This is a genomic window from Mycobacterium sp. SMC-2 (assembly GCF_025263485.1).
GTDB lineage: Bacteria > Actinomycetota > Actinomycetes > Mycobacteriales > Mycobacteriaceae > Mycobacterium.
The window spans coordinates 2217092-2236776 of record NZ_CP079863.1; the positions used below are offsets into that span (position 1 = coordinate 2217092).

At 67.0% G+C, this 19685-nt stretch carries 21 protein-coding genes, 1 tRNA gene and 1 pseudogene; 15 read left to right on the plus strand and 8 right to left on the minus strand.

The features are described from left to right. Positions 1-15: 15 nt before the first annotated feature. Positions 16-903: a universal stress protein gene (locus KXD96_RS10570; protein ID WP_260744517.1), complete on the minus strand. Its 888-nt coding sequence runs from the start codon at positions 901-903 to the stop codon at positions 16-18. 285 nt (positions 904-1188) lie between these two features. On the opposite strand from KXD96_RS10570, the gene KXD96_RS10575 reads away from it, so the two are divergent. Beyond that, positions 1189-1506 carry a hypothetical protein gene (locus tag KXD96_RS10575; RefSeq protein WP_260744518.1) on the plus strand — a complete coding sequence of 106 codons (318 nt, stop codon included), beginning with the start codon at positions 1189-1191 and terminating at the stop codon, positions 1504-1506. Between the two features lie 356 nt (positions 1507-1862). On the opposite strand, the gene KXD96_RS10580 is transcribed toward KXD96_RS10575, so the two are convergent. Beyond that, entirely contained in the window at positions 1863-2726 is an 864-nt protein-coding gene (locus KXD96_RS10580; RefSeq protein WP_260744519.1) for a phytanoyl-CoA dioxygenase family protein, read from the minus strand. A 130-nt stretch (positions 2727-2856) separates the two neighbouring features. Between KXD96_RS10580 and KXD96_RS10585 the strand changes: the two genes are divergently transcribed. Genes KXD96_RS10585 through KXD96_RS10600 form a run of 4 tightly spaced genes read left to right on the plus strand, consistent with a single transcriptional unit; the run spans position 2857 to position 4628 of the window. Continuing rightward, entirely contained in the window at positions 2857-3057 is a 201-nt protein-coding gene (locus KXD96_RS10585; protein ID WP_260744520.1) for a DUF732 domain-containing protein, read from the plus strand. Positions 3058-3117: 60 nt separating this feature from the next. Further along, complete coding sequence (locus tag KXD96_RS10590; protein ID WP_260744521.1) at positions 3118-3369, plus strand: hypothetical protein; 252 nt, start codon at positions 3118-3120, stop codon at positions 3367-3369. 15 nt (positions 3370-3384) lie between these two features. Beyond that, entirely contained in the window at positions 3385-3795 is a 411-nt protein-coding gene (locus tag KXD96_RS10595; protein WP_260744522.1) for a DUF4267 domain-containing protein, read from the plus strand. A gap of 5 nt (positions 3796-3800) precedes the next feature. Further along, positions 3801-4628: an LLM class F420-dependent oxidoreductase gene (locus KXD96_RS10600; RefSeq protein ID WP_260744523.1), complete on the plus strand. Its 828-nt coding sequence runs from the start codon at positions 3801-3803 to the stop codon at positions 4626-4628. 2 nt (positions 4629-4630) lie between these two features. On the opposite strand, the gene KXD96_RS10605 is transcribed toward KXD96_RS10600, so the two are convergent. Together KXD96_RS10605 and KXD96_RS10610 are read right to left on the minus strand one after the other, a co-directional pair. Beyond that, positions 4631-6073, minus strand: a complete 1443-nt coding sequence (locus KXD96_RS10605) for a YdiU family protein (RefSeq protein WP_260745311.1) — start codon at positions 6071-6073, stop codon at positions 4631-4633. Between the two features lie 38 nt (positions 6074-6111). Then, entirely contained in the window at positions 6112-6681 is a 570-nt protein-coding gene (locus KXD96_RS10610; protein ID WP_260744524.1) for a hemerythrin domain-containing protein, read from the minus strand. Positions 6682-6974: 293 nt separating this feature from the next. Here KXD96_RS10610 and KXD96_RS10615 point away from each other — a divergent pair, with 293 nt between their 5' ends. The 3 genes from KXD96_RS10615 to KXD96_RS10625 all read left to right on the plus strand — a co-directional run bounded on the left by KXD96_RS10615 (position 6975) and on the right by KXD96_RS10625 (position 9737). Beyond that, entirely contained in the window at positions 6975-7940 is a 966-nt protein-coding gene (locus KXD96_RS10615; protein WP_260744525.1) for a ferritin-like domain-containing protein, read from the plus strand. Between the two features lie 158 nt (positions 7941-8098). Next, a complete protein-coding gene (locus KXD96_RS10620) occupies positions 8099-9019 on the plus strand; it encodes a CoA ester lyase (protein WP_260744526.1) in 921 nt (306 codons plus the stop codon). A gap of 19 nt (positions 9020-9038) precedes the next feature. Then, positions 9039-9737: a DsbA family protein gene (locus KXD96_RS10625; protein WP_260744527.1), complete on the plus strand. Its 699-nt coding sequence runs from the start codon at positions 9039-9041 to the stop codon at positions 9735-9737. Here KXD96_RS10625 and KXD96_RS10630 read toward each other — a convergent pair. Next, positions 9734-11008 carry a 13E12 repeat family protein gene (locus KXD96_RS10630; RefSeq protein ID WP_260744528.1) on the minus strand — a complete coding sequence of 425 codons (1275 nt, stop codon included), beginning with the start codon at positions 11006-11008 and terminating at the stop codon, positions 9734-9736. The genes KXD96_RS10625 and KXD96_RS10630 overlap by 4 nt on opposite strands. 284 nt (positions 11009-11292) lie before the next feature. On the opposite strand from KXD96_RS10630, the gene KXD96_RS10635 reads away from it, so the two are divergent. The 4 genes from KXD96_RS10635 to KXD96_RS10650 are packed head-to-tail and all read left to right on the plus strand — an operon-like array spanning position 11293 to position 14412. Then, a complete protein-coding gene (locus KXD96_RS10635; protein ID WP_260737889.1) occupies positions 11293-12492 on the plus strand; it encodes an IS110 family transposase in 1200 nt (399 codons plus the stop codon). A 53-nt stretch (positions 12493-12545) separates the two neighbouring features. Next, positions 12546-12902 carry a DUF488 domain-containing protein gene (locus tag KXD96_RS10640; protein ID WP_260744529.1) on the plus strand — a complete coding sequence of 119 codons (357 nt, stop codon included), beginning with the start codon at positions 12546-12548 and terminating at the stop codon, positions 12900-12902. Between the two features lie 20 nt (positions 12903-12922). Next, positions 12923-13798: an LLM class F420-dependent oxidoreductase gene (locus KXD96_RS10645; RefSeq protein ID WP_260744530.1), complete on the plus strand. Its 876-nt coding sequence runs from the start codon at positions 12923-12925 to the stop codon at positions 13796-13798. Next, positions 13795-14412 (plus strand): GNAT family N-acetyltransferase, encoded by a 618-nt coding sequence (locus tag KXD96_RS10650; RefSeq protein ID WP_260744531.1) that lies wholly within the window; start codon positions 13795-13797, stop codon positions 14410-14412. The genes KXD96_RS10645 and KXD96_RS10650 overlap by 4 nt, the downstream gene beginning before the upstream one ends. A gap of 1 nt (position 14413) precedes the next feature. On the opposite strand, the gene crcB (KXD96_RS10655) is transcribed toward KXD96_RS10650, so the two are convergent. Further along, positions 14414-14797 (minus strand): fluoride efflux transporter CrcB, encoded by a 384-nt coding sequence (gene crcB / locus KXD96_RS10655; RefSeq protein WP_260744532.1) that lies wholly within the window; start codon positions 14795-14797, stop codon positions 14414-14416. Beyond that, positions 14794-15189, minus strand: a complete 396-nt coding sequence (gene crcB / locus KXD96_RS10660; protein WP_260744533.1) for a fluoride efflux transporter CrcB — start codon at positions 15187-15189, stop codon at positions 14794-14796. Before crcB (KXD96_RS10660) ends, crcB (KXD96_RS10655) begins: the two co-directional genes overlap by 4 nt. A 105-nt stretch (positions 15190-15294) precedes the next feature. On the opposite strand from crcB (KXD96_RS10660), the gene pgm reads away from it, so the two are divergent. From pgm to KXD96_RS10675, 3 genes are all read left to right on the plus strand, one after another. Beyond that, on the plus strand, positions 15295-16932 hold the full coding sequence (pgm, locus tag KXD96_RS10665; protein WP_260744534.1) for a phosphoglucomutase (alpha-D-glucose-1,6-bisphosphate-dependent): 1638 nt from the start codon (positions 15295-15297) through the stop codon (positions 16930-16932). A 92-nt stretch (positions 16933-17024) separates the two neighbouring features. Then, positions 17025-18194 carry an MFS transporter gene (locus KXD96_RS10670; protein ID WP_260745312.1) on the plus strand — a complete coding sequence of 390 codons (1170 nt, stop codon included), beginning with the start codon at positions 17025-17027 and terminating at the stop codon, positions 18192-18194. A gap of 53 nt (positions 18195-18247) precedes the next feature. After that, positions 18248-18320 (plus strand) — tRNA-Ala (locus KXD96_RS10675). A 31-nt stretch (positions 18321-18351) separates the two neighbouring features. On the opposite strand, the pseudogene KXD96_RS10680 reads toward KXD96_RS10675, so the two are convergent. After that, positions 18352-19162 (minus strand): annotated as a pseudogene (locus KXD96_RS10680) (DUF1906 domain-containing protein). Positions 19163-19685 lie beyond the last annotated feature (523 nt).

A 19685-nucleotide genomic window follows, 5' to 3' on the forward strand; every position in this document is an offset into this window, starting at 1 on the left:
AGCTCGGGACCGCCCTCAGGACGGACGCGCCACGATCACAGGGATTTTGGCCCGATTGACCACCGTCGCCCCGACCGAGCCCAACAACGTGCCGGCGAACCCGCCGCGGCCGTGGCTGCCGACCACCAGCAGTTGCGCCCGTTCCGACGCCTTGAGGAGCCAACGCGCCGGATCGCCGATTTCGACGCTGCGACGGATTTGCACGTTGGGATAGCGTTCATGCCAACCCGCCAGCCGCTCGGCGAGCGTCTCCTCCTCCTCGGATAGCTGGGCATCCCATTCGGAGTCTTGGAACAACTTTCTCGAGTCGGACACCCGGGGATCGGCCCATGCGTGCAAGGCGATCAGGTTGACACCTCGTCGTGACGCTTCCTCGAATGCGATCGCGGTCGCCGCCTCCGATGCCGGCGAGCCGTCGATGCCCAACAGCACCGGTGCGGCGGCGCCGGCCCGCGCGGCGTCGTGGATCACGGCGACCGGGCAGTGCGCGCGGTAGACCAATCCCGAACTCACCGAGCCAAGCAAGCTGTGGGCCACGACGCCGCCATGTCCCCGATGGCCTACCACGACCATCTCCACCTCTCTGGAAAGCGCGACGAGCGTCGGGACGACCGCCGAATGCAACACTTTGCCGTCGATCTGCACGGCGCCGCGCCCACCGGTGCTCTCCTCGGCGACCGCGATCGCCGACTGGATGAATTCGCGTGCCCGCTCCTGCGAGTGCGTGGGGTCGGCCAGCGCGGTGGACTGGAACCACGCCGGTACGGGGGCGTCGACGACATGGACGAGAGTGAGCGGCACCTGCCGCAGCGCGGCGTCACGGGCCGCCCATCGGACGGCACCCAGTGCCGCGGCCGAGCCGTCAACGCCTACCAAGATCGCGCGACGTAGTGGTTGCCGCATGTCAGCTCGTTTCTTGCGTACCCCCGGGGCAGGATCATCCAGGGCGGCCCCGATTGTCAGGGCCGAAGCGACGCAAGCGAGAGGACCAAAGGCACCGATGTGGCACCGCTCCATGGAGTTTCGCAGGTCACAGCGCTAACGCCGCCTTTTCGAGTGCTAGGCTTCGGGGGCTCAATCTGCTCCACGGCGGCCGTCCGCGAGCCGGGGAGCCAGATGGCCATTAATTTTCTGCCCCCCGGGGTATAAGTGATCTTGAACCGTGACTACGCCCCGAATCGAGGAGAAGTGATCAGAAAGCTGCTTCTTGCCCTGACGTTCGTCATCGCGTTGGTCGCTCCGGCTTCCATGGCGGGGGCGTTTGCCACGGCCCACGCTGACCCGATCGGCTTCCCGCCGGACTGGCCTTTCTACGAGATGCAGACCGAACAGACCATGTGCAGGGCCATGGCTCAGGGGTGGTCGCGCGCCGAGATAGTCGGCGCGATGCAACAGGCGAACAACCAGAGCGTGACGGGGCTGAATCCCGATCAGGCCGCCAAGCGCGCCAACATGTGGGTCGACCTGGGCCGAATCAAGTACTGCCCCGGCGCTGTCGCCAATTGATCCGCGTAACCGCCGCTCGCTCGCGCCGCTAGCAGAGGGCGGCGCAAAACCACGCGCTGGCCACCAGGGCGATCACGAGTGCGGCGGTGGCGTGCCCCGTGGACGCCGCCACAATGACCCCTGTGATCGCGGCGATGAGAGCTATGACCACGACCAAGGCCAGCAGTATCCGGTGTGAATGAACCGCTCCGCTAGGACGCGGTGCGACGACGACATACTTGCTCGGGCCATGGGCTGCGGCCATAGGAGCTCCAATCAAGTTGTGACCTCGGATACAAAGAAAGCACAAATGTGCCCTGCATCACAAGCTGTCGCGGGCGATGTTATGGAGTTGCGCGAGTAAACGGAACCGGGAGCTACGAATCCTGCGCGGTTTCCAGCAACCGCAGCGGGTGCAGACCGTCGACCGCGCCGACGAACGGCGGGTGGATGCTGTAGCCGAGCATGCGGCGAATGTCATCGGAGACCGCGCGAGCGATGTCCCGCGATATCGACAAGGTGAAGGCTTCCATCGGTCGCAACCACGGTTGGCAGTACTGGGCGGTCACGGCGAGACGGTCGCGGTCGGTGCTGTTGGCGCCCCCGCCATGCCAGAGCGTCCCCACGAAGAAGACACACGAGCCGGCCGGCATCACGACCGGTAGGGCCTGATCGTCCGGGCCGGGCCGGCGCTTGCCCCAGCGGTGGCTGCCGGGGTAGAGGATGGTGGCGCCGTTGTCGGCGCTGAAGTCGTCGATCGCCCAGATCGTCGCCGCCGCCAAAGGTTCTCGCGGACGCGGGATCGGGTAGAACCCGTCGTCGTGGTGAGCCAGCTGCGCGGCCTCGCCCGGCTGAATGTTGATGGCCTGCAACGCCGAAAGCAGGTAGTTCGGCATCAGCAGGCGATCGAGCACCGCCAGCACCCGGGGATTGTCGACGATCCCGTCGCACACGCGGGTCCGGCTCAGCAGGCTGTAGACGCGCTGGGTGCGCCGGCCCTCGAAGGAATTGCGCCCGGTGTGCCCGAGCCAGGGGCGCACGACCTCACGGATCTGCTGGCACTGCCCGGGGGTGAGTAGGCCCTCCCAGATGACATAGCCGTCGCGGTGCAGAGCCGCCATGTCGGCGTCGACGATCGCGCTCTCGACCGAGCTTCCACCGCTCGGCGTCCGCCTGTACCGCTGCGCCAAGTCGCCCCTGAGGTCTTCCAGCGTCGTGACCGGCTCGTCGTCGATGTTCATTGGCACTCGTCCTTCATCCCGGTCCCACACTAAGCCGAGTTGACACAGGCCGACAGGACAAACGCCGAGCATCTGTACGAGGATGAAGCGGTGCGAATGCTTCTCGTTTTGGCGAGCTTCGCCACCGCAGTTGCCGCGGCCACGCCCGCACCGGCCGATCCGGGCGGGCGCCGTCGCCATCCGGGTCGGCAAGAAGGCGTGCGAGCTGATGGACCAGGGTCAGTCCGGAGCCGACGTCATCGAGGGCGTGACGTCGGAGAACGCTGGGTTCACGGTGTCGGACACCGGCATGTTCCCGTGGGTCCCGTTACCGCCGCCAGGTGCCGGATAGGCGGAAACCCGCCGGGCGAACGTTTGCGCTACGCGACGTCGATGGGAGGAGTGTTCGATTGTGGAGCTACTGCGGCGCACCTTGCGGTATCAAGTCAGGATCGGCGCCCTGATCGAACTGGCGCTGTGGCTGGCGATCCCATACCTGTGTATCGGGTTCGTGTGGACCCTTTTTCACACCGAGGAGGCTCAACAAATTCAGGCTCGGGTGGAGGCCGTGTTCCCCGCCGGAGCCGACGTCGTGGCCTTCGGCCTGACCACGGCACTGTGGCCCGCCTCCATACAAATCGCCCACGCGTGCCCCGCGCAGTGACTTAGGCTGCCGAGCATGTCAATCGATCGATCGGCACTTCTGGCGGGCAGCATCCGATTCACCTCCGGCGTCTGGTTCCTGGTAGACCCCCTGAACGCGAACCGGTTCTGGGGGGACCCGGAAGAGCCGACGCCGACGGCGCGACTGTTGCTGCGCTCCATGGGATATCGCGACGCTCTGATCGGTGGGCTGCTCGCCGCGTCGGCGTTGCGCGGCAAGAACACGCGCGGCTGGTTTCTCGCGTCCGGCGGTGCCGACGCGGCCGACCTGCTCGGCGGCCTCAGCGTCCATCGCGACCTGAAGCCCTCGCAACGGATCATCGGGCTGGGTGGCGCCGTCGTCGGCATCGGTGTTGGGTTGTGGGGCGCGGCGCGCCGCGAGACGGGCGGTCGCCGTCGCCGGAACAAGATAGATGCGGTTGACTGAGCGCCATGGGTTTAGGGGTGCTGACATTCGTAACCGATGAGGGCATCGGCCCGGCGGAGCTGGGGCAGGCGCTCGAGCAGCGTGGATTGGAGTCGCTTTTCCTCGCCGAGCACACCCACATCCCAGCGGGCGACGTAACCCCCTACCCGGCCGGCGGTCCCATCCCGCCGAAGTACTACCGCACCCTGGATCCGTTCGTGGCGTTGACCGCCGCGGCCGCCGTCACCGAGCGGCTGGTCCTGGGCACCGGCATCGCGCTGGTTCCCCAGCGCGACCCGATCCACACCGCCAAAGAAGTGGCGTCGCTGGATCTGGTGTCGCGGGGACGATTCCGGTTCGGCGTGGGCGTGGGCTGGCTGCGCGAGGAAATCGCCAACCACGGTGTCGACCCGTCGGTTCGGGGACGCGTGGCCGACGAGCGACTGGACGCGATGATCGAGATCTGGACCCACGAAAAGGCGGAATTCCACGGCGAATTCGTGAACTTCGACCCCATCTACAGTTGGCCTAAGCCAGTGCAGACGCCCTACCCGCCGCTGTACTTCGGCGGCGGCCCCGCGGCCTTCAAGCGCATCGTCCGGCTGCAGGGCGGGTGGCTGTCGATGACACCCTCGGCGGAGGTCTTGGCGCCGCAGTTGGCGCAACTGCGCGACGTGGCCGGTCCGGACGTGCCGGTGATCAGCTTCCATGGCGGCGCCCCGACGGCCGACGAGCTCGTGGGCTACCGCGATCTCGGGGTGGAGCACCTGCTCATCGAACTGCCCACCGAGCCTCGCGACGAGACCCTTCGCCGTCTCGATGAGCTGCAAACCCAGTCCGCGAAGCTGGCATAAAGCTAAGTGCCACAGAACGTTTGGTACTTGCCGAAGTCCTGCGGCGCCGGACTCGCGTAGCGTTCCAGACCCGGCTTCTCGTCATACGGCGCGGCCACCGCGGCCAGGAGCTGTTCGACCGGGCCGAGATCGCCCGCGGTCGCGGCCGCGAGCGCTTCCTCGACGAGGTGGTTGCGCGGAATGTAGATCGGGTTGGCCCGAGCCATGGCGTCCGCGTCGGGGCGTAGGGCTTGCCAACGCGACAGCCACGCGTCGAAGCCGGCCAAGTCGATGAAGAGACCGCGCGCGGGTTCGGCGTCGCCTCTTGCCGCCCGGCCGAGGTGGCGGAAAAACGAGGTGTAGTCGACGTGGCTGTCGTTGAGCAAGACGAGCAACTCGTCGACCAGAGCCGCGGCGTCCTGGGCTTCGATGTGGGGCAGACCAAGTTTGGCGCGCGTCCCGGACGACCACACGGCGTCGTACTCGCGCTGAAACACCCCGAACGCGTTCTCCGCGAGCGCGACCGCCTCCTCGACATCGTCGGAGAGCAGCGGAAGCAGGGTCTCGGCGAAACGGGCAAGGTTCCAGCCCGCGACCATGGGCTGGTTGCCGTACGCGTAGCGCCCCCAGAAGTCGATGGAACTGAACACCGTTTCGGGGTCGTAGGCCTCCATGAAGGCGCACGGCCCGTAGTCGATCGTTTCACCGGAGATCGTCATGTTGTCGGTGTTCATTACCCCGTGGACGAATCCGATCAGCATCCATCGCGCGATGAGCGATGCCTGGACGGCCACGACTCCCTCGAACAACGCGAGGTAGGGGCGTTCGGCATTGGCGGCGCCGGGATGGTGGCGGGCGATCGCATGGTCGGCGAGACGCCGCAGCAGGCCGATGTCGCCCGTCGAGGCGGCGAACTGGAAGCTGCCCACCCGCAGGTGGCTGCTGGCCACGCGGGCCAGCACCGCCCCGGGCAGTTCCGCCTCACGCAGGACGGGGCGGCCGGTGCCCACGACGGCCAACGACCGCGTCGTCGGCACCCCGAGCGCATGCATCGCCTCGCTGACGATGTATTCGCGCAGCATCGGCCCCACGGCCGCCAGACCGTCGCCGCCCCGCGCGAACGGTGTCGGCCCGGAGCCCTTCAGGTGGATGTCGCGCAGGCGCCCGTCGTCACCGACGAGCTCGCCGAGCAGTAGTGCGCGGCCGTCGCCCAACCGGGGGACGAAGCCGCCGAACTGATGACCCGCGTACGCCTGCGCCACCGGAACGGCGGTGCTGGGCACCAAATCGCCCACCAGAAAGCGCAGCCCGTCGGGACTCCGCAGCCAGGCGGCGTCCAGGCCGAGGTCCGCGGCGAGCCGCTCGTTGAACGCAAGCAATCGCAGCTCGCCCGGCGACTCCGCTTGCCAGCGCACGGCCATCTCCGGCAACTCGCGGAAGAACCGGTCTTGTAGGGCAACGGTCATATCCGGGGCGAAACTCACCTCGACGAGCCTACGGCGAGTTACGAGCCGAGGGCCTGCCCGATGAGATCGCGGGCGCGGTCGAGCATCGACGCGAAAGGTCCGAGAGCGAAATTCAGCTTCGCCGATTCCACGCCGGGATGCGGGTGGGTAGGTGCGATGGCCTGAGCCACCCGCACCGCCGTGCCCATCCGCTTGAGGTCGGCCTCGTCGAGTTCCTTGTTCAGCACGGGGAACTCCTCGCTTTCCTCCTGCTGCGCATGCTCCAGCACGGCCGCGCGTAGCTTCGTGAGCTCATCGATGAACTGCTGTGAGGTGATGTCGAGGTCCTCGATGCTCGACAGCAACTCCTTGGCCTCGTGCTCTTCTTTGAGTCGGGCGTCGACGATCGCGTCGCCGGCGTCGGCCTCGCGGCGCACGCGCGGGTGCACCACCATTTCCTCGGCCGTCTCGTGTACGGCCAGCAGTTGACGCAGCGTGGCGAACGGCTTTTCACGCGCCTGCGGATCTGACGCGTGCAGCACCTCGTCGAACAGGTCCTCGATGAGGTTGTGCTGCGCTTTCAGGAATGCGACGACTTCGTCGGGCGATTGCACAATCATGTCGGCCATCGCCGATACCTCCAGTTTTCGGGTATTAAGTGCACGCACTAGGGGCTGTGTGCGCTTCGACCACGAATACCCGCTGCGTAACGGCCTAAACGCCATGCCGCACCCAGGTGAAGCCGCTCCGAAGATGCTGTCGGACAACAACTTCCGTGCTACTGAGCGGTCGGAATGTCATCCGCAAAGCGAGATGCGTCACATGGCGAAGCTTGATGTTATCTCTGCGCCCCCGAGTGGGTAGCCGCTGAAAAGGCGCTTTCATGCCGATCCAAACAATCCACGCAGGAGGCGGATTTCTCATGACTTCATCGGACAAGACGACCGTGCTGGCGCAGTTGCGCGCGCTGCACCAGCTGACCAACACGGAGATCCAGGTCGCGGAAACGCGCATCGCGCAGGCGCGTACGGAGGCCGTTCAACGTGAGTTGACGCAGAACGCGTCGAATGGGCGCGATCGATCCGAGGCCATCGAAAAGGCGATCCGGGAGCTCGGCGGCGTCCCCGACATCGTCGGCCCCTTCCTGGGCCGCGCCGCCGCGGCGGTCAAGGCCCTGACCGAGCAGGCCCAACCGTTCGACGAGGCGCTTCTGGGCGACCTCGCGCTGGAGGGCCAACTGCTCGACCGCGCCCGCTACCTCAAAGCCCTGGCCGTCGCCGCCAAGCTTCCGGAGATCGAGGATCTGGCGACCGGGCTGATCACCGCTCACTCCGCCACCGTCGACTGGCTGACGACCGTGCTTGCCGAAGACGCGCTCGGCGGCCCGGCCGCGCTGCGCCGCACACCGCTGCAGGCTGCGGCCGGTACCGCGGTGAAGCTGGTGAACCTGCCGGTTGAGTGGTCGGTCCGAGGCGTCGACAGGGCCGCCGACGCGCTGCGCTCCGCCCGGCCGACCTTCAACGAGCTGGTGAGTCGGGGCGCGCACGCCGGCGACGTGGCAACGCGGGCGCTCGCCGCGTCGCGCAACGCCGCCCTCGAGGCGGCCGAGAAGGTCACCCGCAACGAGGGCGCCCGGCAGACCGCCGACGCCCTGCACGCGGCCCGCACCGCCGTGGGAGTCCTCGACGCCGACGAGCTGCCCATACCCAACTACGACGAGCTCACCGTCAGCGACGCAGTGGCCGAGATGAAGGAACTCACCAATCCGAGCGACGTGCGGGCGATCATCGCTTACGAAGAGGCGAACAAGAACCGCCAGCGTGTCGTGTCGGCGGCTCAGACGCGCGTCGCCGCGATCGCGCAGGAGGTCGTCGGGATCAACAACTAGCCGAGGGCTGTTCAGAAAGGCCGCCCGGGCGAGGGTTCATACCCGCCCGGGCGGCCTCGCCATTTCTTCGATTTCCCGGGGCATGCCCAACCGCCCGTTTCGGGATATCGCTACGGTTAAGGCACCAGCCCGACGATTGACAACCACGAAAAGACGAGATGTACGACCAGATCAACAGCAGTGCGACGGACCCCGACGACATCGGCTATCGCATCGATCCCGTCCTGGCCCGCAGTTGGCTATTGGTCAACGGTGCGCACGGCGACCGGTTCCAATCCGCGGCGCACTCCCGGGCCGACATCGTCGTGCTCGACATCGAGGACGCCGTCGCTCCCAAAGACAAGCACGCCGCCCGCGACAACGTGGTGAGTTGGTTGGGCGCCGGCAACACCGACTGGGTGCGTGTCAACGGCTTCGGCACGCCCTGGTGGGCCGACGACCTCGCTGCGCTGGCCGGCACCCCGGTCGGCGGGGTGATGCTGGCGATGGTCGAATCTGTGGACCACGTCACCGAGACCGCGCAGCGGCTGCCCAACGTGCCGATCGTCGCGCTGGTGGAGACGGCCCGCGGCCTGGAACGCATCACCGAAATCGCCGCGGCGAAGGGCACCTTCCGACTCGCCTTCGGCATCGGCGATTTCCGCCGCGACACCGGTTTCGGGGAAGACCCGAGCACGCTGGCCTATGCCCGGTCGCGCTTCACCATCGCCGCGAAGGCGGCCAGCCTGCCCAGCGCCATCGACGGGCCCACGATCGGCTCCAACGCCCTGAAACTGATCGAGGCGACGGCCGTGTCCGTGGAATTCGGGATGACGGGCAAGATCTGCCTGACCCCGGACCAATGCGCCGTGGTGAACGAGGGCCTGTCGCCATCGCAGGACGAAATCTCTTGGGCCAAGGAGTTCTTCGCCGAGTTCGAACGGGACGGGGGAGAGATCCGCAACGGCTCCGACCTGCCGCGGATCGCGCGGGCCACGAAGATCCTCGAGCTGGCCCGCGCCTACGGCATTGAATCGACGGACTTCGACGAGGAAGAGCGGGAGCACTCGCCCGCGCCGTCGGACACCTATCACTACTGAGCGGCAGAACGGGCCCGAGATGAGCGTTGTCGTCGATTTCCATTTCGACCCGATGTGCCCGTTCGCCTACCAGACCTCGTTGTGGATCCGCGACGTCCGCGAGCAACTCGGCATCACCGTGGATTGGCGATTCTTCAGCCTCGAAGAGGTCAACCGGTCAGAGGGCCAGAAGCACCCGTGGGAACGGGAGTGGTCCTACGGATGGTCCCTGATGCGGATCGGGGCGCTGCTGCGCCGAACCGACATGTCGCTGCTGGATCGGTGGTACGCCGCCATCGGACGTGAACTTCACACGCTGGGCGGCAAACCGCACGACCCCGCGGTCGCCCGGCGCCTGCTGAGCGACATCGGCGCCGAGGCGTCGGTTTTCGACGCCGCTCTGGACGACCCGACCACCCACGACGAGATACGCCACGACCATCAACGGGTCATCGACGCCGGTGGCTATGGGGTGCCGACGCTATTTCTCCTGGGACAGTGCCTGTTTGGCCCGGTACTGGTGGACCCGCCGACGGGGCCGAAGGCCCTGACACTGTGGAACGTCGTCACCGGCATGGCCGAGCTGCCCCACGTGTACGAGCTGCAGCGGCCCAAGTCGCCCGCAGATGTCGAGCTGATCGGTCGCACGCTGCGTCCGTACCTCGACGGGCGCGACTGGGTCAGCATCAATCGCGGTGAGGTCATCGACGTCGAGCGCCTCACCGGCCAGGGAACCTAGGCCGCGTGCCGCGCGAGCGAGACCCCGATGCGGATCTCCACCTCGCTGACCGTGATCACCAGCGCGCGGGGCGGGGCCGTCGACCGGTAGCTCTTGCCCGTGGGCGTCGTGAATAGTGCTGTGTGGGTGTGGTTTTCGTCAACCGCGGTGCTTACCCGCCAGCCCGCGTTTTCCTTGACGTAGTTGCAGCCCTCGCACAGTCCCAGACCATTGTCCGCGGTGGTCGCGCCGCTCTCGGCCCACGGTTGTGCGTGGTCGCGGTGCCTGATCGGGGCGTCGCAGTAGGGGGTGCGGCACCGTTGATCGCGTAGCCCGATGAAGGTGGCCAGCCCGCGCGGGAAAATGCGTGCTCGAGACTCCATGGCCACCAGCGCACCGGTCCGGGGATGCGCATAGAGCCTGCGCAGGGTTGCGCGCGAACGTCGGTCGGAGACAGCGCTAGCGACCATGGCGCGCGCGACCGCCGCGGGGATGGGCCCGTAGCCGCGGATGTCGGCCGGCGCATGGTCACTGCCCAGCAGCGTCTCGTCGGAGAGCACCAGGTTGACCGCGATCGGAGTGGGGACCGCCGCGCTGCGGCCGGTGACCCTTTCGACCAGCGTGTCGGCCATTACCTGCCCGCGCGATCGCCCGTCACCGCGGGTGTCCGCTTCGCGGCGCAGCGCGGCGTACACCGAAACGCCTTGGGCCACCGGCAGTAACGCGGTGAGATACGTCATCGTGTCGGGCGCCGGCCGGATGGTGACCGTGCGTTCCTGCTCCGCCTTGGCTGAACGCTCGACGACGGCGTGTGGGTCCAGCCGGTAGGCGATCGCCTTTGCGGCCGCGGCCACGCGGGCATCGCCCATGCCATGCAGGCTCGCCGGGTCGGCGCACAGTTCCGCGTCCAACGTGCGGCGGTCGTCGATGTCCAGGCAGGCGCTCTCACGGACGATCAGCGTCGCTCGCCACTCCGACAGCACACCGCATTCCAGCGCCGCCAGCGTGTGTGGCATCTCGTGCACCAGGGCTTTGGCGAAGCCCAGGTGCCGCCCGCCTCGCGCGGGGGCGTCGCGTCTTGCCAGCGCGACCTCGCTGGCCACGCCCCGCCCGCGCCGCGCGGCGGGTACCTTAGCCTCGGCCTCGGAAGCCCGGCGCATGGCGTCCAGCGCGGCGGCCGCCCGGGCCTGGCCCGCGGCGGCCGCGGACTTGGCCGTCTCCAGCTCGGCGATGCGCTCGATCAGCGCCGATTCGTCGGCCGCCGGGTCGACCGCGGCTAATTCCTCGAACATACATTCGATAATAAGGACGCCCGCCGACATTGATTCTGTTCAGGCGACCCGATTAAGGATGGTCGCGGTGGCCACTACCGGTGGTGACTCGCCGTTCTGACTGACGCCCTGTTGGGTTGTCTTGGAATTGATCTGTCCCACCGGTCAGTGGTTGCCGAAGGATGCCCCCGGCGGGGCGGACATGACTTAATCAGGAGCCTGGCAGTTCCCTCTTCAATGTCTTGTCTGCCCGCCCGGCCGGGGTGTCCGCCATTCCGCTACCCGCAGAAGGAGACACCACCATCGTGACAGCTTCACGCGTCGTCGTCATCGGCGCCGACACCCATTTGGATACCGTCCACCTAGCCGTTTTGGATACGACGGGAAAACCGTTGGCCGATACCAAGTTTCGGACGCGCCCCGTCGACTATTTCGTGGCGGTCAAATGGGCGCAAAGCTTCGGACAGGTGCAAATCGCAGGTATCGAGGGCACCAGCTCCTATGGCGCCGGGCTGACTCGGGCTTTCCAGGACGCCGGGATCGAGGTCGCCGAAGTCAACCGGCCTGACCGCGCAGCCCGTCGACGACAAGGCAAATCCGACCCATTGGATGCCTACGCTGCGGCCCGGGCCGCGCTGGCCGGTCACGGATTGGCCGTGCCCAAAGATGAACACACCCACGCATTGCGGGCCCTGCTGATCGCGCGTCGCGGGGCCGTCAAAGCGCGCACCCCCGCAATCAACCAGATCAAAGCGTTGCTCGTCACCGCCCCCGCCGAGTTGCGAGAACACTACCGGCGTCACACCCCGACTCAACTGACCCGTGCGCTGGCCCGCTGCCGGCCCAGCACCCAGTCCGACCCGACCAGTGCCGCCATCCTCGCCGGGTGCAAAGCACTGGCTCAACGAACCGAGTTCCTCAAGCATCAGGAAAAAGACCTGACCACCGAACTCGACGCACTAATCACCACGATCAATCCCGGCCTGCGTGCGGCCTACGGCGTTGGGCCCGATACCGCCGCTCAGCTGATCATCACCGCCGGCACCAACCCGCACCGCCTGCGCAGCGAGGCGGCCTTCGCAATGTTATGCGGCGCAGCTCCCATCCCGGCGTCTTCAGGGAAGACGTCTCGTCATCGACTCTCCCGGGGCGGAGATCGAGCCGCCAACCAAGCGCTGCACCGCATCGCACTGGTCCGGATGTCAAACCATCCCAGCACCCGCGACTACGTCACACGCCAACTCGCCAACGGCCGTTCCAAGCGCGACATCCTGCGGCTGCTCAAACGCGCCATCGCCCGCGAAACCTTCAGGCTGCTCACCCGGCAATGCGACATCGACGACTACAGCGACCTGCGCCCAGCCCGTCAAACCAAGAACATCACGGTCACCGCCGCAGCCCAACACCTCGGTGTCTGGCCAACGGTCATCTCCCGGATAGAACGAGGACTCCAACGTGACGACACCCTCGCCGACAACTACCGCCAATGGCTAGCAGCGGCCTAAAACACCCTTGACACGAATAGGAGCATCAAACGCCCGTCACTACGCTGGCGAGTATGAGCGCCAAGAAACGGATCCGGGTGGCGCGGCTTTACGAGGACGTCACCGCAGACGACGGCCAGCGGGTGCTGGTCGACCGGGTTTGGCCGCGGGGAGTGCGCAAGAACGACCCGCGGGTGGGCACCTGGTGCAAGGACGTCGCGCCGTCGAAGGACCTCCGCGAGTGGTATCAACACCGGCCCGAGCGGTTCGACGAATTCGCTTCCCGGTACAAGGCGGAATTGCGGGACAACCCGGCGCTGGAGGAGTTGCGCGGGATCGCGAGGCACGGCGTCGTCACCCTGGTGACCGCGACCCGCGAGGTGGACATCAGCCAGGCGGCCGTCCTTGCGGAGCTGCTGAAAAGCCGCTGAGCGCGTGAGACGATCGGGCGATGCGGCTGGGATTGCATGCCCTGGGGATCGGTGCGGGCGCCGATCGCGCGGTGATCGATGCCGTCGCGTCGACTGCGGACACTTGCGGCTTCGCCACGCTGTGGGTGGGTGAACACGTCGTCATGGTCGACCGGCCGGCTTCGCGCTATCCCTACTCCGACGACGGCGTCATCGCGGTTCCGGCACAAGCGGATTGGCTTGATCCGATGATCGCGCTGAGCTTCGCCGCCGCGGCATCGTCGCGAATCGGGCTGGCAACGGGCGTGCTCCTGCTGCCCGAACACAACCCCGTGGTGGCGGCGAAGCAGGCCGCCAGCCTGGATCGGCTCAGCGGTGGGCGGCTGGCGCTGGGGGTCGGTGTGGGGTGGTCCAGGGAGGAATTCGCCGCGCTTTCGGTGCCGTTCGCCAACCGCGGTGCGCGCACCGCCGAATACGCCGCCGCGATGCGCACGTTGTGGCGTGACGACGTCGCTTCGTTCGATGGTGATTTCGTCCGCTTCGGCTCTATTCGCGTCAATCCCAAACCGGTGCGAGACCGTCGTATCCCGATCGTGGTTGGCGGCAATAGCGATTCGGCGCTGCGGCGGGTGGCCGTGTGGGGCGATGGCTGGTACGGGTTCAACATCGACGGCCTGGCGGCCGTGCGCGATCGCGTCGCCACGCTGGAGCGGCTATGCGCCGAGGCCGGACGTGATCGTGCGCAGCTGCGGCTGTCGGTGGCGCTGCGTGATCCCAGCGTGGGGGATATCCCCGCCCTAGCCGAGTTGGGCGTCGACGAATTGGTTCTCGTCGAGGCGCCCCCTGACCGGCCCGACGCGGCCGCCGATTGGGTCTCGGCATTGGCTGACCATTGGATGACGGCGGCCCAAACGTGAGCGATGCCGGACCCATACTCCCGCGGGAGTTGACCGACATTCCCGACGAGGTCCGCGCCGTCCCGCCGCCGCCCATACCCGGGTTGCCCGAGCCGTACGGCCTGCGTCTTGCCGATCCCGATGCGGACGCTGAGATGGTCGCCGAGTGGATGAGCCGGCCGCACCTGGTTGAAGCGTGGGAATCCGCCTGGCCGGTGGCGCGCTGGCGGCGTTATTTGCGGGCGCAGCTCGAAGGCGGCTTCTCTAGACCGTTCATAGCCACGCTCGATTCGGTACCCCGCGCCTACATCGAGTTGTACAGGGCGGCAAAGGATTCCATCGCCAACCGGTATGACTACCACCCCCACGACCTGGGCCTGCACGTCGCGGTCGCCGATCTGGATTACATCAGGCGGGGACACGTCAGTTACCTGCTGCCACATTTGGTTGGCAGCATTTTGGGCCTTGATCCGCGATGTCGGCGCATCATGTTCGATCCCGACCACCGAAACGTCTTCGCGCGCACGTTCTGTGAGCGGGGCGGCTGCGCCTTTCTCGGCGAGCACGACATGTCGAACCGGCGGATGGCGCTGTATGTGCTGCCTCGCACGCCCGACGACGTTCCCCGCGGTTGACTCAGAGCTGCCCGGCGATCCACTGCCCGAGGAACGCCGCCGCCTCGCCCAGCAGGATGCTCACGACGATGTTGGCAAGCGCCGCCCGCGTCTGACGCTCCTCGCCGAGCCGCTGCGTTTCGAGCATCCAGGTGGAAAAGGTGGTGTAGGCGCCGACGAACGCGGTGCCGGCCAACAGGGCCGCTTCCCTGCTCAGCACCAGGCCCCCGAGAAAGCCCAGCAGCGCGGCGCCGCTGACGTTCACGACCAATGTGCCGAACGGAAACGATTGCGCCACCCGGCGCGCCACCGCGCGGTCGACCACAAAGCGCAGCACCGAACCGATGCCGCCGATCAGCGCGACACCGGCCCACACCGCGGCCGTCGTGACCGCGCCGGCCGTCATCCGCGCACCCGCACCCGGCGCACCAGTTTTGTGGCCAGGTGCACGGCCAGCAAGCCAAGCACGATGGTGGTGGCGGTATAGCTCGCGGCCAGGGCCCAATGGCCGCGCTCGACCATCCTCAGCGTTTCGACCTGCATCGTGGAGAAGGTGGTGAGCCCGCCGCACAAGCCGGTGCCCAGCAGGGGGCGCCGATAACTCGACAGCGGCAGCCGCTCCAGCAGCCGGGTGGTGAAGTAGCCCACCAGGAAGGCGCCGACGATGTTCACCGTGAACGTCGGCCACGGCCACCTCGCCGGGTCGCCGGCCGTGAGCGCGCCCACGGCGGCGCGGGCCAGCGAGCCCAGCGCACCGCCCGCGAAAACCGCCGCCAACTCGCGATAGTCGTGTGCCACGCCTGATCCCTTCCCCTTTGCCAGGACTTACGGGTGGGTGAATCCGGGACGTCAGAAAAGTACCTGACAAGTCAGCGACGTGCGGCGCGGGCAGAATTGATGACCATGGCCCACCCCCGCGCCGGTCAGCCGGCCCAGCCCGAAGACCTCGTCGATCTGCCACACCTGGTGACGGCCTACTACACGGTTGCGCCCGATCCCGACGACGTGGCCCAGCAGGTGGCGTTCGGCACCTCGGGGCACCGCGGGTCGGCGCTGGGCGGGGCGTTCAACGAGGCCCACATCCTGGCCATCACCCAGGCCATCGTCGAGTACCGCGCCGCCCACGGCACCACCGGCCCGTTGTTCATCGGTCGTGACACGCATGGCCTTTCGGAGCCGGCGTGGGTTTCGGCGCTGGAGGTGCTGGCCGCCAACGACGTCGTCGCGGTCATCGACTCCCGCGACCGCTACACCCCGACACCGGCGGTCAGCCACGCCATCCTCGCCTACAACCGCGGGCGCACGGACGGGCTTGCAGACGGCATCGTCGTCACGCCGTCGCACAACCCCCCACCGGACGGCGGCTTCAAGTACAACCCGCCCAACGGCGGCCCGGCGGACACCGACGCGACGAACGCAATCGCCAAGCGCGCCAACGAGATTCTGAGCGACGGTTCCGGAGTCAAGCGGGTACCGCTCGCCCGAGCCCTGCGGACCGTCCAGCGCCACGACTATCTGGGCAACTATGTCGACGACCTGCCCAACGTGGTCGACATCGGCGCGATTCGCGCGGCCGGGGTGCGGATCGGGGCCGACCCGCTGGGTGGGGCGAGCGTCGACTACTGGGGTGAGATCGCCGAGCGGCACGGTCTCGACCTGACGGTGGTCAACCCGTTGGTCGACGCGACGTGGCGATTCATGACGCTCGATCATGACGGCAAGATCCGGATGGACTGCAGCTCGCCGGACGCGATGGCTGGGCTCATTTCGATGATCGCCACCTGCGACCGCTACCAGATCGCCACCGGCAACGACGCCGACTCCGACCGCCACGGCATCGTCACGCCCGACGGGGGGCTGCTCAACCCCAACCACTATCTGGCGGTGGCCATCGACTACCTCTACACGCACCGGCCGGCCTGGCCGGACGGCATCGCCGTCGGCAAGACCGCGGTCAGCTCGTCGATCATCGACCGGGTGGTGGCCGGCATCGGTCGCAAGCTCGTCGAAGTGCCGGTCGGGTTCAAGTGGTTCGTCGACGGCCTGATCGGCGGCACCATCGGGTTCGGCGGCGAGGAGTCCGCGGGGGCGTCGTTCCTGCGGCGCGACGGCTCGGTGTGGACCACCGACAAGGACGGCATCATCCTGGCGCTGCTGGCCTCCGAGATCCTGGCCGTCACCGGGTTGACCCCGTCGCAGCGCTACCAGCAGCTGACCGCCGAGTACGGCACGCCCTTCTACGCGCGGGTCGACGCGCCCGCCGATCGTGACCAGAAAGCCCGGCTGGCCAAGCTCTCTGCCGAGCAGGTGACCGCGACCGAGGTGGCAGGCGAGCCGATCGCCGCGAAACTCACCGCCGCCCCCGGCAACGGCGCCGCCTTGGGCGGATTGAAGGTGACGACCGCCAACGCATGGTTTGCCGCGCGCCCGTCGGGCACCGAGGACGTCTACAAAATCTATGCGGAGTCTTTCAACGGCCCCGAGCATTTAGCGGAGGTGCAAGGAGCCGCGCGCGAGGTAGTTAATAAAGTCATTGGGTGACCATTTCCCTCCGCCTTACGCGTTCGGGGGGACGCGGTCCCCGTTCCGAGCCGCTGCCGCGCGAAGTCTGGATCCTCAGCTGGGCCAACGTCATGGTCGCCCTGGGCTACGGTGTCATCTCGCCGGCGATGCCCGCCTTCGCCCACACCTTCGGGGTCAGCATCAACGCGGTGACTTTCTTGGTCACCGTCTTTTCGTTGAGCCGGCTGTGTTTCGCGCCGGTCAGCGGCGTGCTGGCGCAGCGGTTGGGCGAGCGGCGTATTTACATTGGTGGTTTGCTGATCGTGGCATTGTCCACCATCGCGTGTGCCTATTCGCAGACGTACTGGCAACTATTGTTTTTCCGGGGCGTCAGCGGCGTCGGCTCGACGATGTTTTATGTCTCGGCATTGGGACTGATGATCCACATCAGCCCGGCCAACGCGCGCGGGCGGATCGCGGGATTGTTCACGACGTCGTTCATGATCGGCGCGGTCGGCGGGCCGGCGATCGGCGGCCTGACGGCGGGGTGGGGGCTGACCGCTCCATTCATCGTGTACGGCGTCGCAATGCTGGGCGTGTCGGTCGTGCTGTTCTACGGCCTGCGGCATTCGGAGCTGGCCGCGCCCCTGCCGCCGACACGGTCGACGGTGACGATGCGCCAGGCGCTGCGTGTCCGCGCTTATTGGGCCGCGCTGCTGGCCAATTTCGCGACCGGCTGGGCGGCGTTTGGGCTGCGCGTCGCGCTGGTGCCGCTGTTCCTATCCGACGTCATGGGCGAAAGCGTCGGCGTCATCGGAGTGGCCCTTGGGGCTTTCGCGGCCGGTAACGCCTTGGCCGTCGTCCCCAGCGGTTACCTGTCCGACCGGATGGGCCGGCGCACGTTGCTGATCATCGGCCTGACAGCGTCGGGCCTGGCGACCACCGCGCTGGGAGCCGTGTCGACGTTGCCGGCGTTCACGGTCGCGGCGGCGATATCCGGTGCGACGACGGGCATTTTCATGTCACCGATGCAGGCCGCCGTGGCGGACATCCTCGGCAGCGAGGCGCGCGCGGGCCTTCCGGTGGCGGCGGTGCAGATGCTGTCGGATCTGGGTGCCATTGTCGGCTCCGTCACGGTCGGCTGGGCCGCCGAGAACCTGAGCTTCAGCTGGGGCTTCACGATCAGCGGGATTGTTCTGCTGATCGCCGGCGTCGGTTGGGTGCTGGCGCCGGAAACGCGGACACTGATCCATCCCGAGCACGGTCTGGCGGAGTCCCAGGCGGACGTTGAGTTGGCTTGACCAGCAACTTTGAAGCAAGGTTGCCGGTGGTGTAGCTTCGATTGGCACGACTTGGGGCTATGGCGCAGCTGGTAGCGCACCACACTGGCAGTGTGGGGGTCAGGGGTTCGAGTCCCCTTAGCTCCACCGGATATTCGGCTGCCCGACGACATCGGGCTCACCGATGTAGGTTCCACTGGCCGCAATCGCCGGCAAGGACGTCGTTGACGTCGACTTGAAGCCCCCCGACCACTGGGCCCGGATTCGACGGCGTGCTTACCACGCGTTGGTAGAGAACAGCGGCAGGGTCGACCTGCCCGCGGGACCAGGCCTTGGTCTGCCAGGCCCACCGGTGGCCGGGGGTGCGCGAATTGCCGATAACGCCGTCGGCTGCGGCCCACCGGCACACATCGATACCGCCGTAGACACCGGTGCGCTGCACTCCCAGTACAGAATTGATTCCGCGAAACCACTTGAGTGCCAGATTGTTCCAGGTGCCGTGGTCTATGTCCTCGTCGACGCTAAAGAAGATCGGGGCACTCTGACCGCCGCCCGCCGCGGTATGCAGCTCCCAGGCGGTGCGAGCATCGGCAACGCCGCCCTCGAACCCGCGCCTGAAGTCCGATGGTGCTGTCCCGCCCGGCTTGCCGTATTGGTAATTGCTGACGATCACTAGCCCAGCAGCGGTCAGCTGCTCGGCGTAAGCCCGCGTGATCGGCTTGGCGCCCATGGACGAGCCGGGACGCGATAGCGAGACGTAGTTGATGACCCCGGAGTAACCGGCGGCCCGAATATGGTCCGCTGGGATTTGGCGCATGGCGAAGTCGATCAAGTCTGGGAGTGGCAGCAGCCCCTGCAGGGACGGCGGCACTTGTCGATGCCGCATACAACCCTGGTAGTGCAGACGTGGCAATGGCGTAGCGCAATAAGTCGCGCCGGGGAATCGGGTGTGACCGCCGTAGGCGCACACTCACCGACACGTCCTGCATCGCGTGATGTTAAATTCGTGACTTTTGTGAATAGAAGTAGCGTGCAGTAGTTGATATCAAATCGGTCTTTGTGGTTCACCGGCCTGAGTCAGTGGCTGGAGCGCTGACTACGATTCTGCCGGTTCAGAGTTCTGAGCCCAATGGGGTCATGGGTGTCGATGCAGGCGCTTGACGCCGTCAAGGACACCTTCGTGTCCTTACGCTATGAGACTGCGATTCTCCAATCCCAGTGCCTGGCCAATCGCAGCACGGGCGATGTCCTCGCTCGTCAACTCCACGGTGCGGCGGTGGAGCGGTATCCAAGTCCGCCGCGGCAAGTGCAACGTGCGGCACAATCAGTCCGCGATGTGGCTGTTGCCTTCCATGAGATCGCCTATGGGGGTTGGCTGTTCACGTGCCCCTTAGCCGCGCCGGATACGCCGGGCGCGCCATTTCGCGGATCTGCCGGGGCCTCAAAGGGACTTTAGACCCTACCCCCGGAGGGTATATCGGTCGCATCATTCGCACATGACTGAAGCAGGAG